This window comes from Paenibacillus sp. HB172176 (genome assembly GCF_011947265.1).
Classification (GTDB): domain Bacteria; phylum Bacillota; class Bacilli; order Paenibacillales; family Paenibacillaceae; genus Pristimantibacillus.
On the sequence record NZ_JAATHD010000002.1, the window covers coordinates 280,241 to 295,231 of the forward strand.

Here is a 14,991-nt window from a genome sequence, read left to right on the forward strand (position 1 = left end):
GAAAAAGTCTTCCAGTGAAGGAAGACTTCTTCAAAATACGCATTGTTTCGTTCAGCCTTTCAAGGAGGAAACAAAATCGCCGATTTGCCGCAGCCCTTGCTCACGAGTACCGCTATCAGCAAGCAATCCAACATTCTCTTCAATCTTGCGAACGATGGCGCTGCCCACGATAACTCCGTCGCATTGCATCTCGAAGCGCGCAACCTGCTCGCGGGTGGAGATGCCGAAGCCGATTCCGATAGGAAGATCGGTCGCCTCTCGCACCGTTGTCAGGAATTCGTCGATATCGCTGTGAAAATCCGAACGAACCCCGGTCACGCCAAGCGACGAGACGCAATAGACGAAGCCTTTTGCCTTCTTCGCAATCCGTGTGACGCGATCCTTTGAGGTCGGCGCAACAAGCGGAATGAGGTGAATATTCGCTGCCTCCGCCATTTGGCGCGTCTCCACATCCTCTTCGATCGGCAGATCGGGAATGATTAGTCCGCTGATGCCTTTATTTTTAATGCTTTCGAAGAAAGCGTCGAGGCCGAACTGGAGCACCGGGTTGAAATAGGTGAACAGAATGAGCGGTATTTGAACGCCTTCCTTGCGCGCGCTATCTGCCAGGTCCATGCATGCCGTCAGCGTAATCGCGCTGCGCAGCGCCCTTTCGGATGCGCGTTGGATAACGGGGCCGTCCGCAAGAGGATCGGAATACGGCACACCAAGCTCGATCATATCGGCGCCTGATTTCTCCAATTGTTTGACAATGGCCAGCGAGGTGTCCAGATCCGGGTCTCCGACTGTGATGAATGGAATGAGCGCAGTCTTTCCTTCCTTCTTCAGTTCAGCAAATTTCTGATCAATGGCGTTCATTCGCGTTTCCTCCCAAATATCCCATTATCGACTCAACATCCTTGTCTCCCCGGCCGGATAGGCTCACCACGATTACCTTGTCCTTGTCGAGTGTCGGCGCAAGCTTCATCGTCTGCGCGATCGCATGAGCCGATTCCAGCGCCGGTATAATGCCTTCCGTTCTGGACAGCAGCTGCAGCGCTTCAAGCGCTTCCGCATCCGTAATCGGCACATACTCCGCTCGCCCTGAGTCCTTCAGATAGGAATGCTCAGGGCCGATTCCCGGATAATCAAGTCCTGCCGATATCGAATGCGCCGGCATTACCTGTCCATGCTCATCCTGAAGCACATAGCTCAGCGAGCCTTGGAATACGCCATGCTTGCCTTTGGTCATCGTGGCCGCGTGCTCCTCTGTGTCCACGCCTCTGCCGGCAGCCTCCACGCCAATCAGCTTCACGTTCTCATCGTTCACGAACGGATAGAAGATGCCCATCGCATTACTGCCGCCGCCGACCGCCGCCACGATATAATCGGGCAGTCTGCTTTCTTCCTCCAAAATTTGACGACGCGCTTCATCTCCAATAATGCGCTGGAAGTCGCGAACCATCATCGGATACGGATGCGGGCCTGTAACAGAGCCGAGAATATAATACGTATCGTTCACGTTGCTTACCCAGTAACGCAGCGTTTCGTTGCAAGCATCCTTCAAGGTGCGCGTGCCGGAGGTAACCGGAACGACTTCAGCACCGAGCAGATTCATGCGGAAAACATTCAGTTGCTGACGCTTCGTATCCTCCTCGCCCATGAACACCTTGCATTCGAGCCCAAGCAGCGCCGCAATCGTCGCCGAAGCCACGCCATGCTGACCGGCTCCCGTCTCCGCGATAATTTTCTTCTTGCCCATGCGCTTCGCAAGAATGCCTTGTCCGATCGTATTGTTGATTTTATGCGCGCCGGTATGGTTCAGATCCTCGCGCTTCAAATAGATTTTCGCGCCGCCGAGCTGCTCGCTCAGCCTCTTCGCGTAATAGAGCGAAGTCGGCCTTCCCGAATATTTGTAGAGCAGCTCGCGCACTTCCTCCTGGAAGGAAGGATCCTTCGAATAATGCGCATAGGCTTCCTCGAGCTCAAGCAAAGCGTTCATAAGCGTCTCGGGAACGTATCTTCCGCCGAATATCCCGAATCTGCCATTCTCGTCTGGTATCTGATTCATGCTTCCATCACCCTTCTTACGAATAATCTCATCTTTTCAATATCTTTGATTCCATCGGTTTCCACACCGCTGGACACGTCGATTCCATATGGCCGGTAGGTTCCGAGCAGCGTCCGGACATTGTCGGCATGAAGACCGCCTGCGATATACATCGGCAGACCTATGCTGTCCGAAGCGGCCTGATAATGATCGATAGCCATCCAATTGAAGGCCTCGCCCGTTCCGCCCCCGGGGGCGTCGATCAGAATCGCTTCAACGCAAGAACGGTATGGAGCAAGCCGCGCCAAAGCGAGCTCGGCAAGTGCCGCTTCTGTACACGCAGCATCGCTGTCTGAGCTTCGAATGGAGAACACCTTCCACACCTGTATGCGGGGATGTCTGCGCCGAAGCTCGGCAATGTACTCGGGCGTTTCCGCCCCGTGAAGCTGCACGACGTCGAGCGAAGCGGTTCCGAGGAGCAAATCAAGCTCTTCGAGCGGCTCGTTCACGAACACACCAACAGCTCTCGGAGCCTGTCCGCCTCGTGCGGAAAGGCTATGAACAGCTTGTATCAATTTCGGAGCGTCAGCCTTATCGATCCGCCTTCTGCTCGGAGCGAAGATGAAGCCGATCTCATCAACAGGCAAGCCATTCATCGCTTGAATCGTTTTTTCGTCTCTCAACCCGCATATTTTAATTCTGGAATGACCGGCATTGAGGGCAGTCATCGCTGCGTCACCGGTCCCATCAGTTCACGAACGGAAGCTTCAATATCGTTCTGCCGCATGAAATGCTCGCCGATTAGAACGCCCTGCGCGCCAATGGATTGCAGATAGTCCATATCCTTCTTGCCTGCAATGCCGCTCTCGCTAATGACCGTAACCTCCTTCGGCATCATGCCGATTAACGCTTCCGTTGTTGTTAAATCGGTGACGAAGGTTTTCAAATTGCGATTGTTGATGCCGACGAGCGAAGCCTTATTCAGCTCCAGTACCGTGTTCAGCTCTTCTTCGTCATGCACCTCTACAAGTACATCCATGCCAAGCTCCTTGGCCAAATCATAGAGCCGGGAAAGCTCGGACGAAGTCAGAATGGCGGCAATCAGAAGAATGGCGTCCGCGCCGATAACCCTCGCCTCATACACTTGTCTATAGTCAATGATGAAATCCTTGCGAAGCAGGGGCACTCCGACCGTGCTTCTTACCAAGGATAAGTAATCGTTGGAGCCCTGGAAGTAATCGCGGTCCGTCAGAACGGAGATGCAATCCGCTCCGGCGGCTTCATAGGCCTCAGCCAGAAACGCCGGATGAAAATCCTCTCTGATCAAGCCTTTGGAAGGCGAAGCCTTTTTCACCTCAGCGATCAACCCAAGCTCATGCTTTCGTTTCCCGCGTCCAAGCGCAGCCTCAAAGCCTCGGCAAGGCGCCATGGCATCAATTTGCTTCTCGTATTCGGATAAATGAAAAATTTCGGTCAAAGCTTCCACTTCTTGTTTTTTGGTCGCTACGATTTTATCAAGAAACATGCGCCAGCTCTCCTGTCATTTGAATAAGCATCTTCAATTTATCGTTCGCCTTGCCGGAATCAATAACATCCGCCGCTATCGCAACGCCGTCGCGGATCGATTCGGCCAAGCCGCCGACATAAATGCATGCGCCGGCATTCGCCAGCACAATATCGCGGTAAGCGCCCTTCTCTTCACCGCAGAAAATCGCGCGAATGATCGATGCGTTCACTTCAGGCTCGCCACCCTGCACTTCCGTTATCGCATGACGCTTCAGCCCAAGCGCCTCCGGCTCAAGATCAAAGGTGGTCACAAGTCCGTTCTTCAGCTCGGAAATTTGCGTGGAAGCCGAGATGCTGATTTCATCAAGGCCGTCATGGCTGCTCACAACGAGCGCGCGCGTGAGGCCAAGCTCGCCAAGCACCTCGGCAATCGTTGACGTGCGTGAGCGGTCGTAGATGCCGAGCAGCTGGCGGTCGGCGCCCGCCGGATTCGTCAGCGGCCCAAGCATATTGAATATCGTACGAATGCCAAGCTCCCTTCTCGGCGCTGCCGCATGCTTGAGCGACGGATGATAGAGCTGCGCGAACATGAAGCATATGCCGATCTCGTTCAAGCAAATCGCAGCCTGCTTCGGCGATAAGGAAATATTGACTCCGAGCGCTTCCAGCACATCGGCGCTGCCCGTCTTGCCGGACATCGCGCGATTGCCATGCTTCGCGACGCGTATGCCCGCCGCTGCTGCAATGATCGAGGATGCGGTCGAAATATTGAACTTATGAATGCCTGAGCCGCCTGTCCCGCATGTATCGAGCAAGCCTTTTTGCTCTGTGCTCACATGATTGGAATGCTGCCTCATCGCTGCCGCGAAGCCCGTAATTTCTTCCTTTGTCTCGCCTTTCATGCGCAGAGCCGTCGCAATGCTTCCAATCTGCGCGGGCGTGGCCTCGCCGTTCATGATCATGCTCATGACGGCCTCTGCTTCCCCTCTCGTCAGGTCATTGCCGCTGATGATTTTGTTCAATGATTGCTGGATCGTCATTACATTCGTCATCTTAAGAAATCCCCTCTCCGGCTGCGACATTATAATCCGAATTAATCGTGGCAGCGGTATAATCGGCAGCCGGTTTCAAGAAGCCGGCTTCTGCCGCGCGTATCGCCTTCAGCATGGCCTTCGCCTTATTCACGGTTTCCATGTATTCATTCTCAGGCACGGAATCCCATACGATGCCGGCTCCGCTTTGCACATAAGCTTTGCCATGCTTGAATATGATCGTGCGAATCGTAATGCAAGTATCCATCGTGCCGCCGAAGCCGAGATAGCCGATTGCTCCGGCATAGGCGCCGCGCGCTTCGTTCTCCAGCTCGGCGATAATCTCCATCGCGCGAAGCTTCGGCGCGCCCGATACCGTGCCTGCCGGAAGACAAGAGATGAACGCGTCGAAGAAATCCTTGTCCTCGCGAAGCTTGCCCGATACATTCGACACAATGTGCATCACATGGGAGTAGCGTTCGATATCCATGAACGTATCGCATTTCACCGAGCCGAATTCGGATACTCTTCCGATATCGTTGCGACCGAGATCTACAAGCATCAGATGCTCCGCTCGTTCCTTCTCGTCGGCAAGCAAGTCCTTCTCATGCGCCAGATCCTCTTCGGGCGTAGCGCCGCGAGGTCTCGTGCCCGCGATCGGCCTCGTCTCGACCTTGCCGTCATTAACCTTCACCAGCGCTTCCGGAGAGGTGCCGACAATAATCTCTTCCCCCATCTTCAAATAATACATGTAAGGCGATGGATTCATCGTGCGAAGCACGCGATACACATGCATGGGATCGACCGTCGTTTCAATGCTGAAGCGCTGCGACAGCACCACCTGGAAGATGTCCCCCGCTCGAATATATTCCTTCGCCTGGTTCACGTTCGAGATGAATTGCTCCTTCGTCAGATTCGAGGTTACGTCGCCGAGCTCGGGATCGACAGGAATTGCCGAGCTTGGAATGGCGGCCGGCATAATCGGCTGCTGCAGCCTTTCAATGGTTGCCTCCAGCTTCTCCACCGCAGCGGCGTATGCAGCGGCAATTTCGCGATCCGAAGCTCCTTCCGAAATATGCACGTTTCCGACAATTTGGAGATGCTGTTTGAAATGGTCGAATACGATGACTTGATCGCAGAACATGAATTGCATATCGTTCATCCTCAAATCATCAACGCGATGCGCAGGCAGCTTCTCGTAATATTGCAGAAGATCATAGCCGAAAAAACCGATGGCGCCGCCGGTGAAAGGAGGAAGCTCCGCGAGCGACGGGCTGCGGAAGGAACGCAGCTTTGCCTTCAATAATTCAATCGGCTTCTCGTTCACCGCTTGTCGATCGCCCTTCACCTCAAGAATCATTTCGCCGTTTTTCCCGTACAGCTTCATGAAGGGATCCGTACCGATGAACGAATATCTCGCCCATTTCGCTCCGCCCTCCACGCTTTCAAGCAGGAATGCGTGATCCTCCTTCGCGAAATGCTGGAACAGCCGGATAGGCGTTTCGGTATCCGCCATTACGCTTCGCATAATTGGGATCAGATTATACGTGCCGGCAAGCTTAATGATGCGATTCAATTCATTCGTCATAGTGAACGACCTCCATTTTCTTAAGAAAAAAACTTCTGCTTTCGCTTTGCGGCAATTCGCAGTGCAAATAAAAAAGCTCCTGCAAGAGCAGGAGCGCCTAAGTTATGGATGATATCAACCGCGCCGTATGCCAAATTTCGCCTTCGAGCAACAACGCAATATAGGAACAGCTCTACAAGCGCTTGCTCAGCATGACCGAACAACTGCTTGTTCCCATTTCCATTGCGTTCTGACCTTAGGAATTTATCTCGGCTCTACTGCGGTACAAATGCTCAGCTCATCTCAACTCGGCTCAAATCTGCTCTACTCATCTCTGCTCGTCAAATACTTATGGGTATAAATATATAGCAAACCGCGGCTCTGCGTCAACCGCTTATTTCGAATTTGCCAAATCCGGACGAAGCGCTTTCGCTCCTCCCAGATATACATGCTGAATCTCGGCTTGACTGAGCTCGGTATTCACAAGAACCATCAACCGGACGCATCTCTCGAGACTTCCCTTAACCGGCACCTCCAGCGCGCACATCAAAGGAACTAGCTCCCAGCCCGGCACTTGTCGAATCGCCTGCGCAGGGAAGGCTTCGTCCAGATCATTCGTAACCGTAATCAGAACGCTGCAAATATCTTCAGGCGCGATATGATTATACGCGATAATATCATTAATCATTTCCAGCGTTGCGCTTGCAATCAGCTTGGGATCATTCGAATCTACCGTATGTGCTCCCCGAATTCCGCGTACACTCATAGCTGTTTTTCCTCCCGTTTCAATTCCTCAACAATTTCTCTTACCCATGATACAGGAACATCGGGCTTGATCTCCACTTTCCCGATCGCAGTCGGTACGACAAAGGTCATAATGCCTTCGGAAAATTTCTTATCATGCATCATCGCCTTCATGATCGCCTCCGAATCGAAATTCTGGGGGATCGCGATCGGCAGTCCGCATTTCTCCAAAGCCCGCTTCGTGGTCGTGTATACTTCTTGCGGCGCCCCGTATCGAACGCCAAGCCTGGCCGATCCAATCATGCCGATCGCGATAGCTTCGCCGTGCTCCAATACGCCATAGCCAGCGACAGCCTCCAACGCATGCCCGATCGTATGGCCCAAGTTCAGAATCGCTCGCAATCCGTTCTCGCGCTCATCCTGCGACACCACGGAGGCTTTCACGCTGCAGCCGTTATAAAGCGCATAGCCCAGCGCTTCCGGATCAAGCCCAAGCAGCTTCTCGGCATTCTCCTCGCACCATTCCACGAACCCTGCATCCCAGATCAAGCCATGCTTCACAACCTCGGCCAAACCGCCAATGACTTCTCTAGCGGGAAGCGTTTGAAGCGTGCTCAGATCATAAAGCACGAATTCCGGCTGATGAAAAGCTCCTATGATGTTTTTGGCCATGGGATGATTGACGGCAACCTTGCCGCCTACACTGCTGTCATGAGCAAGAATCGTCGTCGGAATCTGTACGAATTTGACGCCTCTCATGAAGGAGGCGGCCACGAACCCCGCCAAATCTCCGACAACGCCTCCTCCGAGCGCGACGACCGCCGACTTGCGGTCAAGTCCTCCCTGGAGCGCTTTACCGATTAACGATTCGAGCATAGTCAGCGATTTCGCGCTTTCCCCTGCGGGAACAATCGCGCTGACGACGGGATAGCCTCCTTGGGACAGCTTGGCTTCAAGCTGCCCCAAATAATGAGGCGCGACATGATCATCCGTAATAATCAGGATCGAGGATTTCTTGGAAATGCCATTCTTCTCGAAATAAGCGGCAGCGTCGCCCAGCAGCCCTTCGCCGATATAAATCGGATAAGAGCGTTCACCCAGATTAACGATTAGCTCTCTCATCGTTAATACTGCTCCAATTGCGCTTCGTAGCTCTTCACATTGGCGCGAATTTCTTCAATGGAATCGCCGCCGAACTTCTCGAGGAACGCTCTTGCCACTTCCCAGGCCACCACATGCTCCATCACGACGCTCGCAGCCGGCACCGCGCAGCTGTCGGAACGCTCGACTTGAGCTGTGAACGGCTCCTTGGTATCGATGTCAACGCTTCTAAGCGGCTTATACAGCGTTGGAATCGGCTTCATAACGCCGCGCACCACAATCTGCTCGCCGTTCGTCATACCGCCTTCAAAGCCTCCCAAACGATTCGACGCGCGATGATAGCCTCTTTCCTCGCTGTGCAGAATTTCATCATGCACCTGTGAGCCTCGAAGCTCCGCCGCTTCAAAGCCTATCCCAATCTCGCAGCCTTTGAATGCATTAATGGATACAACCGCCTGGGCGATTCTTCCGTCCAGCTTCCGATCCCATTGCACATGGCTGCCAAGCCCGATCGGTACGCCTTCGATGATGCATTCCACAACGCCGCCGATGGAGTCGCCTTCCGCCTTGATTTGATCGATATAAGCGGTCATTCGGTTTTCGGTCTCTTTGTCGACGACGCGCACGGAAGATTCCTCCGTCAATCTAATCAAATCGTCAACGCCCAGTTGATTGGGCGGCGCTTCGATTTCCCCGATCCGAATCACTTGTCCCGCAACCTTGATGCCGAATTCCGCCAGCAATTGCTTGGCTACCGCGCCAACCGCGACTCTTGCCGCCGTTTCCCTCGCGCTGGAGCGCTCCAGCACATTGCGAAGATCCTTCAGATTATACTTCAATCCGCCGTTCAGATCCGCATGTCCGGGCCTAGGACGATGAACCCGGCGCTTCTCCTCGTCGCTGCCTTCAATCGGTTCAATGTTCATCACTTTGGTCCAGTGCTTCCAATCCTTATTCTCCACAACAAGCGCTACAGGCGCTCCGGTCGTTCTTCCATGTCTCACGCCGCCCACAATATTGGCGGTATCCGTTTCGATCTGCATTCTTCTGCCGCGTCCATGTCCCTTCTGTCGGCGAAGAAGTTGAAAGTTCAATTCTTCGAAATCGATTTTCAAATTGCTTGGCAACCCTTCTATGATCGCGGTCAATTGCGGACCGTGGGTCTCTCCAGCTGTCAAATAGCGTAAACTCAAGCCTAGCTCCTCCTCTGACGCAAGTCCCGGTCGACTCGCTCTCTTGTCGTGCCCTAAACATCTTTGCTCATTATAGTACAGCGGTGCGGGTTTGACAAGAAATCGCGGCAGCCTCAAGGCCTGCAAAAAGCAGATATAATCCATTATGCTCGCAAAAAAATCGGGCCCCCTTCCTTACGGAAGTCTCGGACCCGACTTTGTTCTTTCACTATGCATGGTGAAGCAGCAAAACTGTTCCGCAGCCTAGAGACTGTTGACAGTAGGCTGCTCGCGCAGCGATACGACCTCTGAAATCAGCTTCGGATCATTAATCAGCCTCGTCATCTGCCTATTGTCCACGCCGATAATTTGCGCGCATTCTTGAATGGTAATAAAGCCCCGTCGATAAGCCGCAATGACTTTGCGCTTGTCCAATCTATTCCCCTCCAAATTGAGTTGCATAGATCTAGTATAGGATAAGAGGAATTACGATATACGTATGACTCACATTTTTCGATAAAAAAACGTATCCGCCGTCTCGAGCCCGTATTGCCCAGGCGAGAAAATCTGTTCCGTGCTTCCTACGAAAAGAATGCCGCCTGACTTTAAAGCCGCTGCGAATTTATGATAGAGGAGATGCTTGGCCTCATCGGTGAAATAAATCATCACGTTGCGGCAGACAATCAGATCAAAGCCGGATTCGAAGGGATCATGCAGCAAATTCTGCTGCTCGAAGCGAATGCCGCGCTTCAAAATATCGGAAATAACATAAGCGCCTTCCGACGATTGAAAATATTTTGATTTGCAGTTCGAAGGAACATCTCTAAGCGATCGCTCCAGGTAGACGCCTTCCTTCGCCTTGTGCAGCACAGTGCTGTCCAAATCGGTTGCCAGCACGCTGCAGCGCTCCATCACGCCAAGCTCATTCAGAATCATCGTCAAGGTGTACGGCTCCTCGCCCGTGGAGCAGGCGGCGCTCCATAGCCTCAGCCTAGAGGTCCGATTCTCCAGCATAAGGGGGAGAAAGCGATCGCGCAGCACCTCCCATCTTGCCGGATTTCTCCAGAATTCAGACACATTGATCGTCATCCTGTCGAGAAACTCGTTCAGCAGAGCGCGATTATGCTCCATAGCTTCATCATATTCCGCAAAGGAACCGAAACCGTGCTTCATGCGAAGAGTCGTCAATCGCCTCTTCATCTGCCCCTCTTTGTATTGCGACAAGTCGATCCCTGTTTTCCGCTTGATTCGGCTAATAAAATGAGTGAAATCTTGATCTTCGGACATCATATCCCCCATCGCCTTAAGTCAGCTGTTAAATCCACCGTTGAATGGTATGCTCGAAAGCTACAAGCTCCTCCGGCTTGAAATACAAGTTAATCTCCCTCTCGGCGTTCTGGATCGAATCGGAGCCGTGAATCAGATTAAAGTTCGTATGTACGGCAAAGTCGGAGCGAATCGTGCCCGGCGCTGCGTCGATGGCATCGGTCTTGCCAATTAGCGCCCGTGTAAGCGCAATGACATTATCGCCGCTCCAAACCATGGCAAAAACGGGCCCGGACGTGATGAATGAGAGCAGCGGCTCATAGAACGACTTGCCCTTATGCTCTTCATAATGCTTCTCCGCCAGCTCTTCCGACAAAATCATGAATTTAGCCGCTTGCAGCTGCAGGCCCTTTCTCTCGAAACGGGAGATGATTTCCCCAATCAATCCGCGCTGCACGCCATCCGGCTTTATCATAAGAAACGTCTTCTCCATCTGAATATCCTTCCTTCACAATTAATAATTTCTTTTGCCAACAAAATGGGCGATATCTGTCAAATTTTTCTTGGCCGTAATCGCCGGCAATCCAGCTATTGCGTCGAGCGCCTTTTGTATGTATCTGCCCGCCAGCTCTTCAGCAAGTCCGGCGCCAGTGCTGCTTCTGATCATATCAATCGCTCTTCGCGTATCGGCTTCTCCTTCCGCATCCTTTATTTTGCGAATTTCATGAAGCAACGAATCGCGAATGCCGGGTTCCTGGAGCGCAAGAATGACAGGCAATGTAATGTTCCCTTGGCGAATGTCCGAGCCGGGCGGCTTGCCGATTTGCTTCTCGGTTCCGTACAGATCAAGCATATCGTCGCGTATTTGGAACGCCATGCCCACGTTGTACCCGTATCGGTACAATCTGTTCGCGGTCCCAGCATCAACGCCTGAGGCTAACGCTCCGAGCTGACAGCTTATCGCAATCAGAATAGCCGTTTTCCTCCGAATGCGCAGCAAATAATTCCGCACGGTTTGCCCGGTATTGAAGAAATCGCGTATTTGCTCCATTTCGCCGATGCACATCTGCACGAGCGCTCCCGAAAGTATACGATGAATCGCAGGATTCGGAAGCTCTGTAACAATCGACAGCGCTTTGCCGTGAATATAGTCGCCGGTGTACATCGCAATTCGGTTATCCCATTTCGACTTTACCGTCAATTGTCCGCGACGCGTATCCGCGTCATCGATTACATCGTCATGAACAAGTGACGCCATATGTATCAGTTCAAGGGGAACGGCAATTTTCTTCATAACCTCAAGATTATAGCTGCCGAACTTGCCGGATAAGAGAACGAATACGGGGCGCAGTCGCTTTCCTCCGGCCTTCAGCAGATGGGTCGACGCCTCGCTAAGCAGCGCATGATCGTCCGTTACGCTTCGCTCCAGCTCTTGCTCAATGCGATTCAAATCGCCTTTCATCTTTGCGTACAAATCTAATAGTTTCATTCCTTCACCTTTTGGGGGGATTGTTCTTCCATGAAACGCATGTCGACTGGAGAATCAAGCAATCCTAATTGCCATGCGTAGCTGTAATAAAGCGCAAGACCGTCTCTCAGCTTTTCTCCGAAATCATATTGAAGCGAGCGGAAATAGTGATCCCAGTACTTGCGCGAGCCGCCCAGAACCCGGCAAGCCCGATCGCTCAATTGTTCTCTATGAAGCAAATTATACCTCAAAGTGTCCTTCATTGCTTCATGAACTCGATTAACCTCGTTAGCGGCTGACGCAATTGCCTCTCTTCTTACCGCCACAACCGCATAGGTCATGCCAAGACCGGTCCAATTGTGCCACATCTCGCCAAGATCAACCACATGCATATCCCGATTCTCCCAGGAAGCTTTAATGGCAGGATCGCCAATCAACAGCGCAGCGTCCGAATGCGCCAGCATCTCTTCCAGCCGCGGTTCGCAAGCTATGTATTCAGGGGTGCACTGCCATTTCATTGCCATGACGATTTTCAACAAATTCACCGAGGTTGCCGAAGTAGTCGTTACCGCGATCCGACTCGGAAGCTCCTCCTCGAGAGGCTTCTTCAGAAACAACAATATGGAATGCACCTTGCCGATTGAGCCGACCGACAACTGCGGCATTAGGGCGTAGCTCTCGGCATGCTGTCCGTATGCGAAGGAAGAGACGGCCGCCATGTCCAGCTCTCCTATTGACAGCAGCCTGTTCAGCTGTGACGGAACATGCGGCTTGCGTTCGTAAGAAATTCCTGTCAAATATCGCTCTAATCCGATAAACAAAGGCCATGCGTTGGCATAATCGATTTCACCGATGGCGATATGGCGTTCAAAGGCCATTCTGCTCATCTCCCCATCTTCTGTATAAATCATGCTGTATATGTATCTGATCCAATACTTTGCCTACCAGAAACCCGATCATCTCATCCATGGACTGCGGTTTGTAATAGAAAGCAGGCATTGCCGGAACGATACGAACGCCAAGTCTGGCGAGATTCAACATATTCTCGAGATGAATCGCGTGCAGCGGCGTTTCGCGAGGAACAAGCACGAGCGGCCTGCCCTCCTTAAGCATAACGTCTGCCGCTCTCGTGAGCAAGTTGTTCGAGCTGCCATGCGCGATTGAAGACAATGTACCCATGGAGCACGGCATGATGAGCATGCCTTCCGTGCGGAAGGAGCCGCTTGCAATCGACGCCCCGATATCGCCGTTGGGATGATAGATCAGCGCGCCGGAAGCGATAGCGTCCGGGAAATGTGCGGCAAGTGTCTCCGCCCTCCTGGCCGTCTCCCAGCCAAGCTCCTCCTTGATGACTCTCCAGCCTGCTTCCGTAACGACAAGATGCACTTCGCAGCGCTGTGCAAGAAGCTCTTCCACCAGCTTGATTCCATATACAGCGCCGCTTGCTCCCGTTATACCGACAACCCAGCTTCGCGGCCGCTCCGGACGATAATCGCGAAGTCCCCTTCCATGCTCTACCATAACCGAACCGCCAGCAAGTCAGCCATCGTGAAGAGGAAGAGCACGACGCTCAGCGTTCCGTTCATACCGAAGAAAGCGGTCTGCACTCGGGATAAATCCGTCGGCTTCACCATGTAATGCTGATAGAACAGAAGCGTGATCGATAACACAGCGCCGAATAGATACAGCCAGCTCAGTTCCGTCATCATGAACAGCGTCACAAACCCGCATGCGGTTATCCCATGCAAGGCGCGAGCGATCCAGAGAGAACCGGCGATGCCGAATTGCGCGGGAATCGAATGCACGCCATGCTCGCAGTCGTATTCATAATCTTGCGTCGCGTAGATGATGTCAAAGCCCGCAATCCAGAGCGCTACCGTCACGTAGAGCAGCCATGCGACGGCGTCGAACTTGCCGGTAACGGCAATCCAGCCGCCTAGCGGCGACAGGGCGATCGTCATGCCGAGCACGATATGGCAGAGCCATGTGAACCGCTTCGTATAGGAGTATACAACAAGAAAGAATACGGCGATCGGCATGAGCTTCATTGCAATTGGAGCAAGATTCGATGCCGCCCAAATGAGAATCGCGAACGAGGCCAATATGAAAACGAGCACCTCTGCCGACTTCAGCAAGCCAGCTGGAATCGCCCTGTTTTTTGTTCTCGGATTATGAAGATCAATCGTTTTGTCAATAACCCGGTTCAAGCTCATTGCCGCGCTTCTGGCCCCGAACATCGCCAGGGATACCCAGCCAATCTGCGCCCAGCTTGGCAAATGCCCTTGCATGACCACCGCCCCCAGAATGGCGCCCATATAGGCGAACGGCAACGCGAATACCGTGTGCTCGAATTTTATCATTTCAAGAATTATGCCTAGTTTGCGAATCATTGCTCTCCAACCTGTCCCTTCGTCCCTATATGCAGCGCCGCGATTCCTCCGAAGAACGGGTGCGCTTGAATGTGCTGAAGACCTGCCTGCGAGAACAGCTTTGTCAAGCCTCTGGCATCCGGGAACAGCTTGAGCGAGTCGGGCAGCCATTGATATTCCTTGAAGCGACCGGCCAGCAGCTTGCCGAATAAGGGCATGATATGTTCGAAATACAAATAATAAATGCCTTTGAAGGGCTGCCAGGAAGGCTTGGATAGCTCCAGGCAAACTACCTTGCCGCCCGGCCTCGCAACCCGGTGCATTTCTTTCAAAACTTGCAAATAGTCCGGCACGTTCCGCAAACCGAAGCCTATTGTGACGAAATCGAAGGAGTTGTCCGGGAAGGGCAGGCTCATGGCATTGCCTTGCACAAGCTCAATCCGCTTCTGCAAACCAAGCTTGTTAATTTTCTGCGCTCCCACCTCGAGCATATTTTGACTGAAGTCCAGTCCTGCAACCTTTCCCGTTTCGCTTGCCCGGGCCAGATCAATCGTCCAATCGCAGGTGCCGGAGCAAACATCAAGCGCGCTCTGGCCTCTCTCCACCTTCATCTGCTTCATCGTATATTTACGCCAGGCCTTGTGTCTTCTAAACGATATGACATCATTCATAAAATCATATTGGGGCGCTATCGTCTCGAATAGCGCATGCACATGTTTCTTTGATTCGCTCTCCACC

17 protein-coding genes are annotated in these 14,991 nt (G+C 52.7%); all 17 read right to left on the minus strand.

Annotated features, from left to right (window positions below):
• Nucleotides 1–51 precede the first annotated feature (51 nt).
• The 17 genes from trpA to HFP08_RS03695 all read right to left on the minus strand — a co-directional run bounded on the left by trpA (nt 52) and on the right by HFP08_RS03695 (nt 14,990).
• A complete protein-coding gene (trpA, locus tag HFP08_RS03615; RefSeq protein WP_168119145.1) occupies nt 52–858 on the minus strand; it encodes a tryptophan synthase subunit alpha in 807 nt (268 codons plus the stop codon).
• Entirely contained in the window at nt 845–2,050 is a 1,206-nt protein-coding gene (gene trpB, locus HFP08_RS03620) for a tryptophan synthase subunit beta (RefSeq protein ID WP_168119146.1), read from the minus strand. The genes trpA and trpB overlap by 14 nt, the downstream gene beginning before the upstream one ends.
• Nucleotides 2,047–2,757, minus strand: a complete 711-nt coding sequence (locus HFP08_RS03625; protein WP_168119147.1) for a phosphoribosylanthranilate isomerase — start codon at nt 2,755–2,757, stop codon at nt 2,047–2,049. Before HFP08_RS03625 ends, trpB begins: the two co-directional genes overlap by 4 nt.
• Nucleotides 2,754–3,554 carry an indole-3-glycerol phosphate synthase TrpC gene (trpC, locus tag HFP08_RS03630; protein WP_168119148.1) on the minus strand — a complete coding sequence of 267 codons (801 nt, stop codon included), beginning with the start codon at nt 3,552–3,554 and terminating at the stop codon, nt 2,754–2,756. Before trpC ends, HFP08_RS03625 begins: the two co-directional genes overlap by 4 nt.
• Complete coding sequence (gene trpD / locus HFP08_RS03635) at nt 3,544–4,587, minus strand: anthranilate phosphoribosyltransferase (protein WP_168119149.1); 1,044 nt, start codon at nt 4,585–4,587, stop codon at nt 3,544–3,546. The genes trpC and trpD overlap by 11 nt, the downstream gene beginning before the upstream one ends.
• Before the next feature lies 1 nt (nt 4,588).
• Nucleotides 4,589–6,154: an anthranilate synthase component I gene (trpE, locus tag HFP08_RS03640; RefSeq protein ID WP_168119150.1), complete on the minus strand. Its 1,566-nt coding sequence runs from the start codon at nt 6,152–6,154 to the stop codon at nt 4,589–4,591.
• 373 nt (nt 6,155–6,527) lie between these two features.
• Entirely contained in the window at nt 6,528–6,899 is a 372-nt protein-coding gene (aroH, locus tag HFP08_RS03645) for a chorismate mutase (protein ID WP_168119151.1), read from the minus strand.
• On the minus strand, nt 6,896–7,999 hold the full coding sequence (gene aroB, locus HFP08_RS03650; RefSeq protein WP_168119152.1) for a 3-dehydroquinate synthase: 1,104 nt from the start codon (nt 7,997–7,999) through the stop codon (nt 6,896–6,898). The genes aroH and aroB overlap by 4 nt, the downstream gene beginning before the upstream one ends.
• Nucleotides 8,000–8,001: 2 nt before the next feature.
• Nucleotides 8,002–9,171: a chorismate synthase gene (gene aroC, locus HFP08_RS03655; RefSeq protein ID WP_168119153.1), complete on the minus strand. Its 1,170-nt coding sequence runs from the start codon at nt 9,169–9,171 to the stop codon at nt 8,002–8,004.
• 243 nt (nt 9,172–9,414) lie between these two features.
• Entirely contained in the window at nt 9,415–9,585 is a 171-nt protein-coding gene (locus HFP08_RS03660; protein ID WP_168119154.1) for a hypothetical protein, read from the minus strand.
• 69 nt (nt 9,586–9,654) lie between these two features.
• Nucleotides 9,655–10,437 carry a CheR family methyltransferase gene (locus HFP08_RS03665; RefSeq protein ID WP_168119452.1) on the minus strand — a complete coding sequence of 261 codons (783 nt, stop codon included), beginning with the start codon at nt 10,435–10,437 and terminating at the stop codon, nt 9,655–9,657.
• A gap of 28 nt (nt 10,438–10,465) precedes the next feature.
• Entirely contained in the window at nt 10,466–10,909 is a 444-nt protein-coding gene (gene ndk / locus HFP08_RS03670; protein ID WP_168119155.1) for a nucleoside-diphosphate kinase, read from the minus strand.
• A gap of 21 nt (nt 10,910–10,930) precedes the next feature.
• On the minus strand, nt 10,931–11,905 hold the full coding sequence (locus tag HFP08_RS03675; RefSeq protein ID WP_168119156.1) for a polyprenyl synthetase family protein: 975 nt from the start codon (nt 11,903–11,905) through the stop codon (nt 10,931–10,933).
• Complete coding sequence (locus HFP08_RS03680) at nt 11,902–12,762, minus strand: menaquinone biosynthesis protein (protein ID WP_168119157.1); 861 nt, start codon at nt 12,760–12,762, stop codon at nt 11,902–11,904. Before HFP08_RS03680 ends, HFP08_RS03675 begins: the two co-directional genes overlap by 4 nt.
• Nucleotides 12,752–13,405 carry a UbiX family flavin prenyltransferase gene (locus tag HFP08_RS03685; protein ID WP_168119158.1) on the minus strand — a complete coding sequence of 218 codons (654 nt, stop codon included), beginning with the start codon at nt 13,403–13,405 and terminating at the stop codon, nt 12,752–12,754. The genes HFP08_RS03680 and HFP08_RS03685 overlap by 11 nt, the downstream gene beginning before the upstream one ends.
• On the minus strand, nt 13,399–14,274 hold the full coding sequence (locus HFP08_RS03690) for a UbiA-like polyprenyltransferase (RefSeq protein ID WP_168119159.1): 876 nt from the start codon (nt 14,272–14,274) through the stop codon (nt 13,399–13,401). The genes HFP08_RS03685 and HFP08_RS03690 overlap by 7 nt, the downstream gene beginning before the upstream one ends.
• A complete protein-coding gene (locus tag HFP08_RS03695) occupies nt 14,271–14,990 on the minus strand; it encodes a demethylmenaquinone methyltransferase (protein ID WP_168119160.1) in 720 nt (239 codons plus the stop codon). The genes HFP08_RS03690 and HFP08_RS03695 overlap by 4 nt, the downstream gene beginning before the upstream one ends.
• Nucleotide 14,991: the final 1 nt, after the last annotated feature.

Coding starts and splice junctions, on each gene's coding strand:
- ndk (WP_168119155.1), bottom strand. CDS start 10,909: ATGGAGAAGACGTTTCTTATGATAAAGCCGGATGGCGTGCAGCGCGGA.
- HFP08_RS03685 (WP_168119158.1), bottom strand. CDS start 13,405: ATGGTAGAGCATGGAAGGGGACTTCGCGATTATCGTCCGGAGCGGCCG.
- HFP08_RS03665 (WP_168119452.1), bottom strand. CDS start 10,437: ATGTCCGAAGATCAAGATTTCACTCATTTTATTAGCCGAATCAAGCGG.
- aroH (WP_168119151.1), bottom strand. CDS start 6,899: ATGAGTGTACGCGGAATTCGGGGAGCACATACGGTAGATTCGAATGAT.
- trpA (WP_168119145.1), bottom strand. CDS start 858: ATGAACGCCATTGATCAGAAATTTGCTGAACTGAAGAAGGAAGGAAAG.
- HFP08_RS03625 (WP_168119147.1), bottom strand. CDS start 2,757: ATGACTGCCCTCAATGCCGGTCATTCCAGAATTAAAATATGCGGGTTG.
- trpB (WP_168119146.1), bottom strand. CDS start 2,050: ATGAATCAGATACCAGACGAGAATGGCAGATTCGGGATATTCGGCGGA.
- trpE (WP_168119150.1), bottom strand. CDS start 6,154: ATGACGAATGAATTGAATCGCATCATTAAGCTTGCCGGCACGTATAAT.
- HFP08_RS03675 (WP_168119156.1), bottom strand. CDS start 11,905: ATGAAACTATTAGATTTGTACGCAAAGATGAAAGGCGATTTGAATCGC.
- HFP08_RS03690 (WP_168119159.1), bottom strand. CDS start 14,274: ATGATTCGCAAACTAGGCATAATTCTTGAAATGATAAAATTCGAGCAC.
- aroB (WP_168119152.1), bottom strand. CDS start 7,999: ATGAGAGAGCTAATCGTTAATCTGGGTGAACGCTCTTATCCGATTTAT.
- HFP08_RS03680 (WP_168119157.1), bottom strand. CDS start 12,762: ATGGCCTTTGAACGCCATATCGCCATCGGTGAAATCGATTATGCCAAC.
- trpD (WP_168119149.1), bottom strand. CDS start 4,587: ATGACGAATGTAATGACGATCCAGCAATCATTGAACAAAATCATCAGC.
- trpC (WP_168119148.1), bottom strand. CDS start 3,554: ATGTTTCTTGATAAAATCGTAGCGACCAAAAAACAAGAAGTGGAAGCT.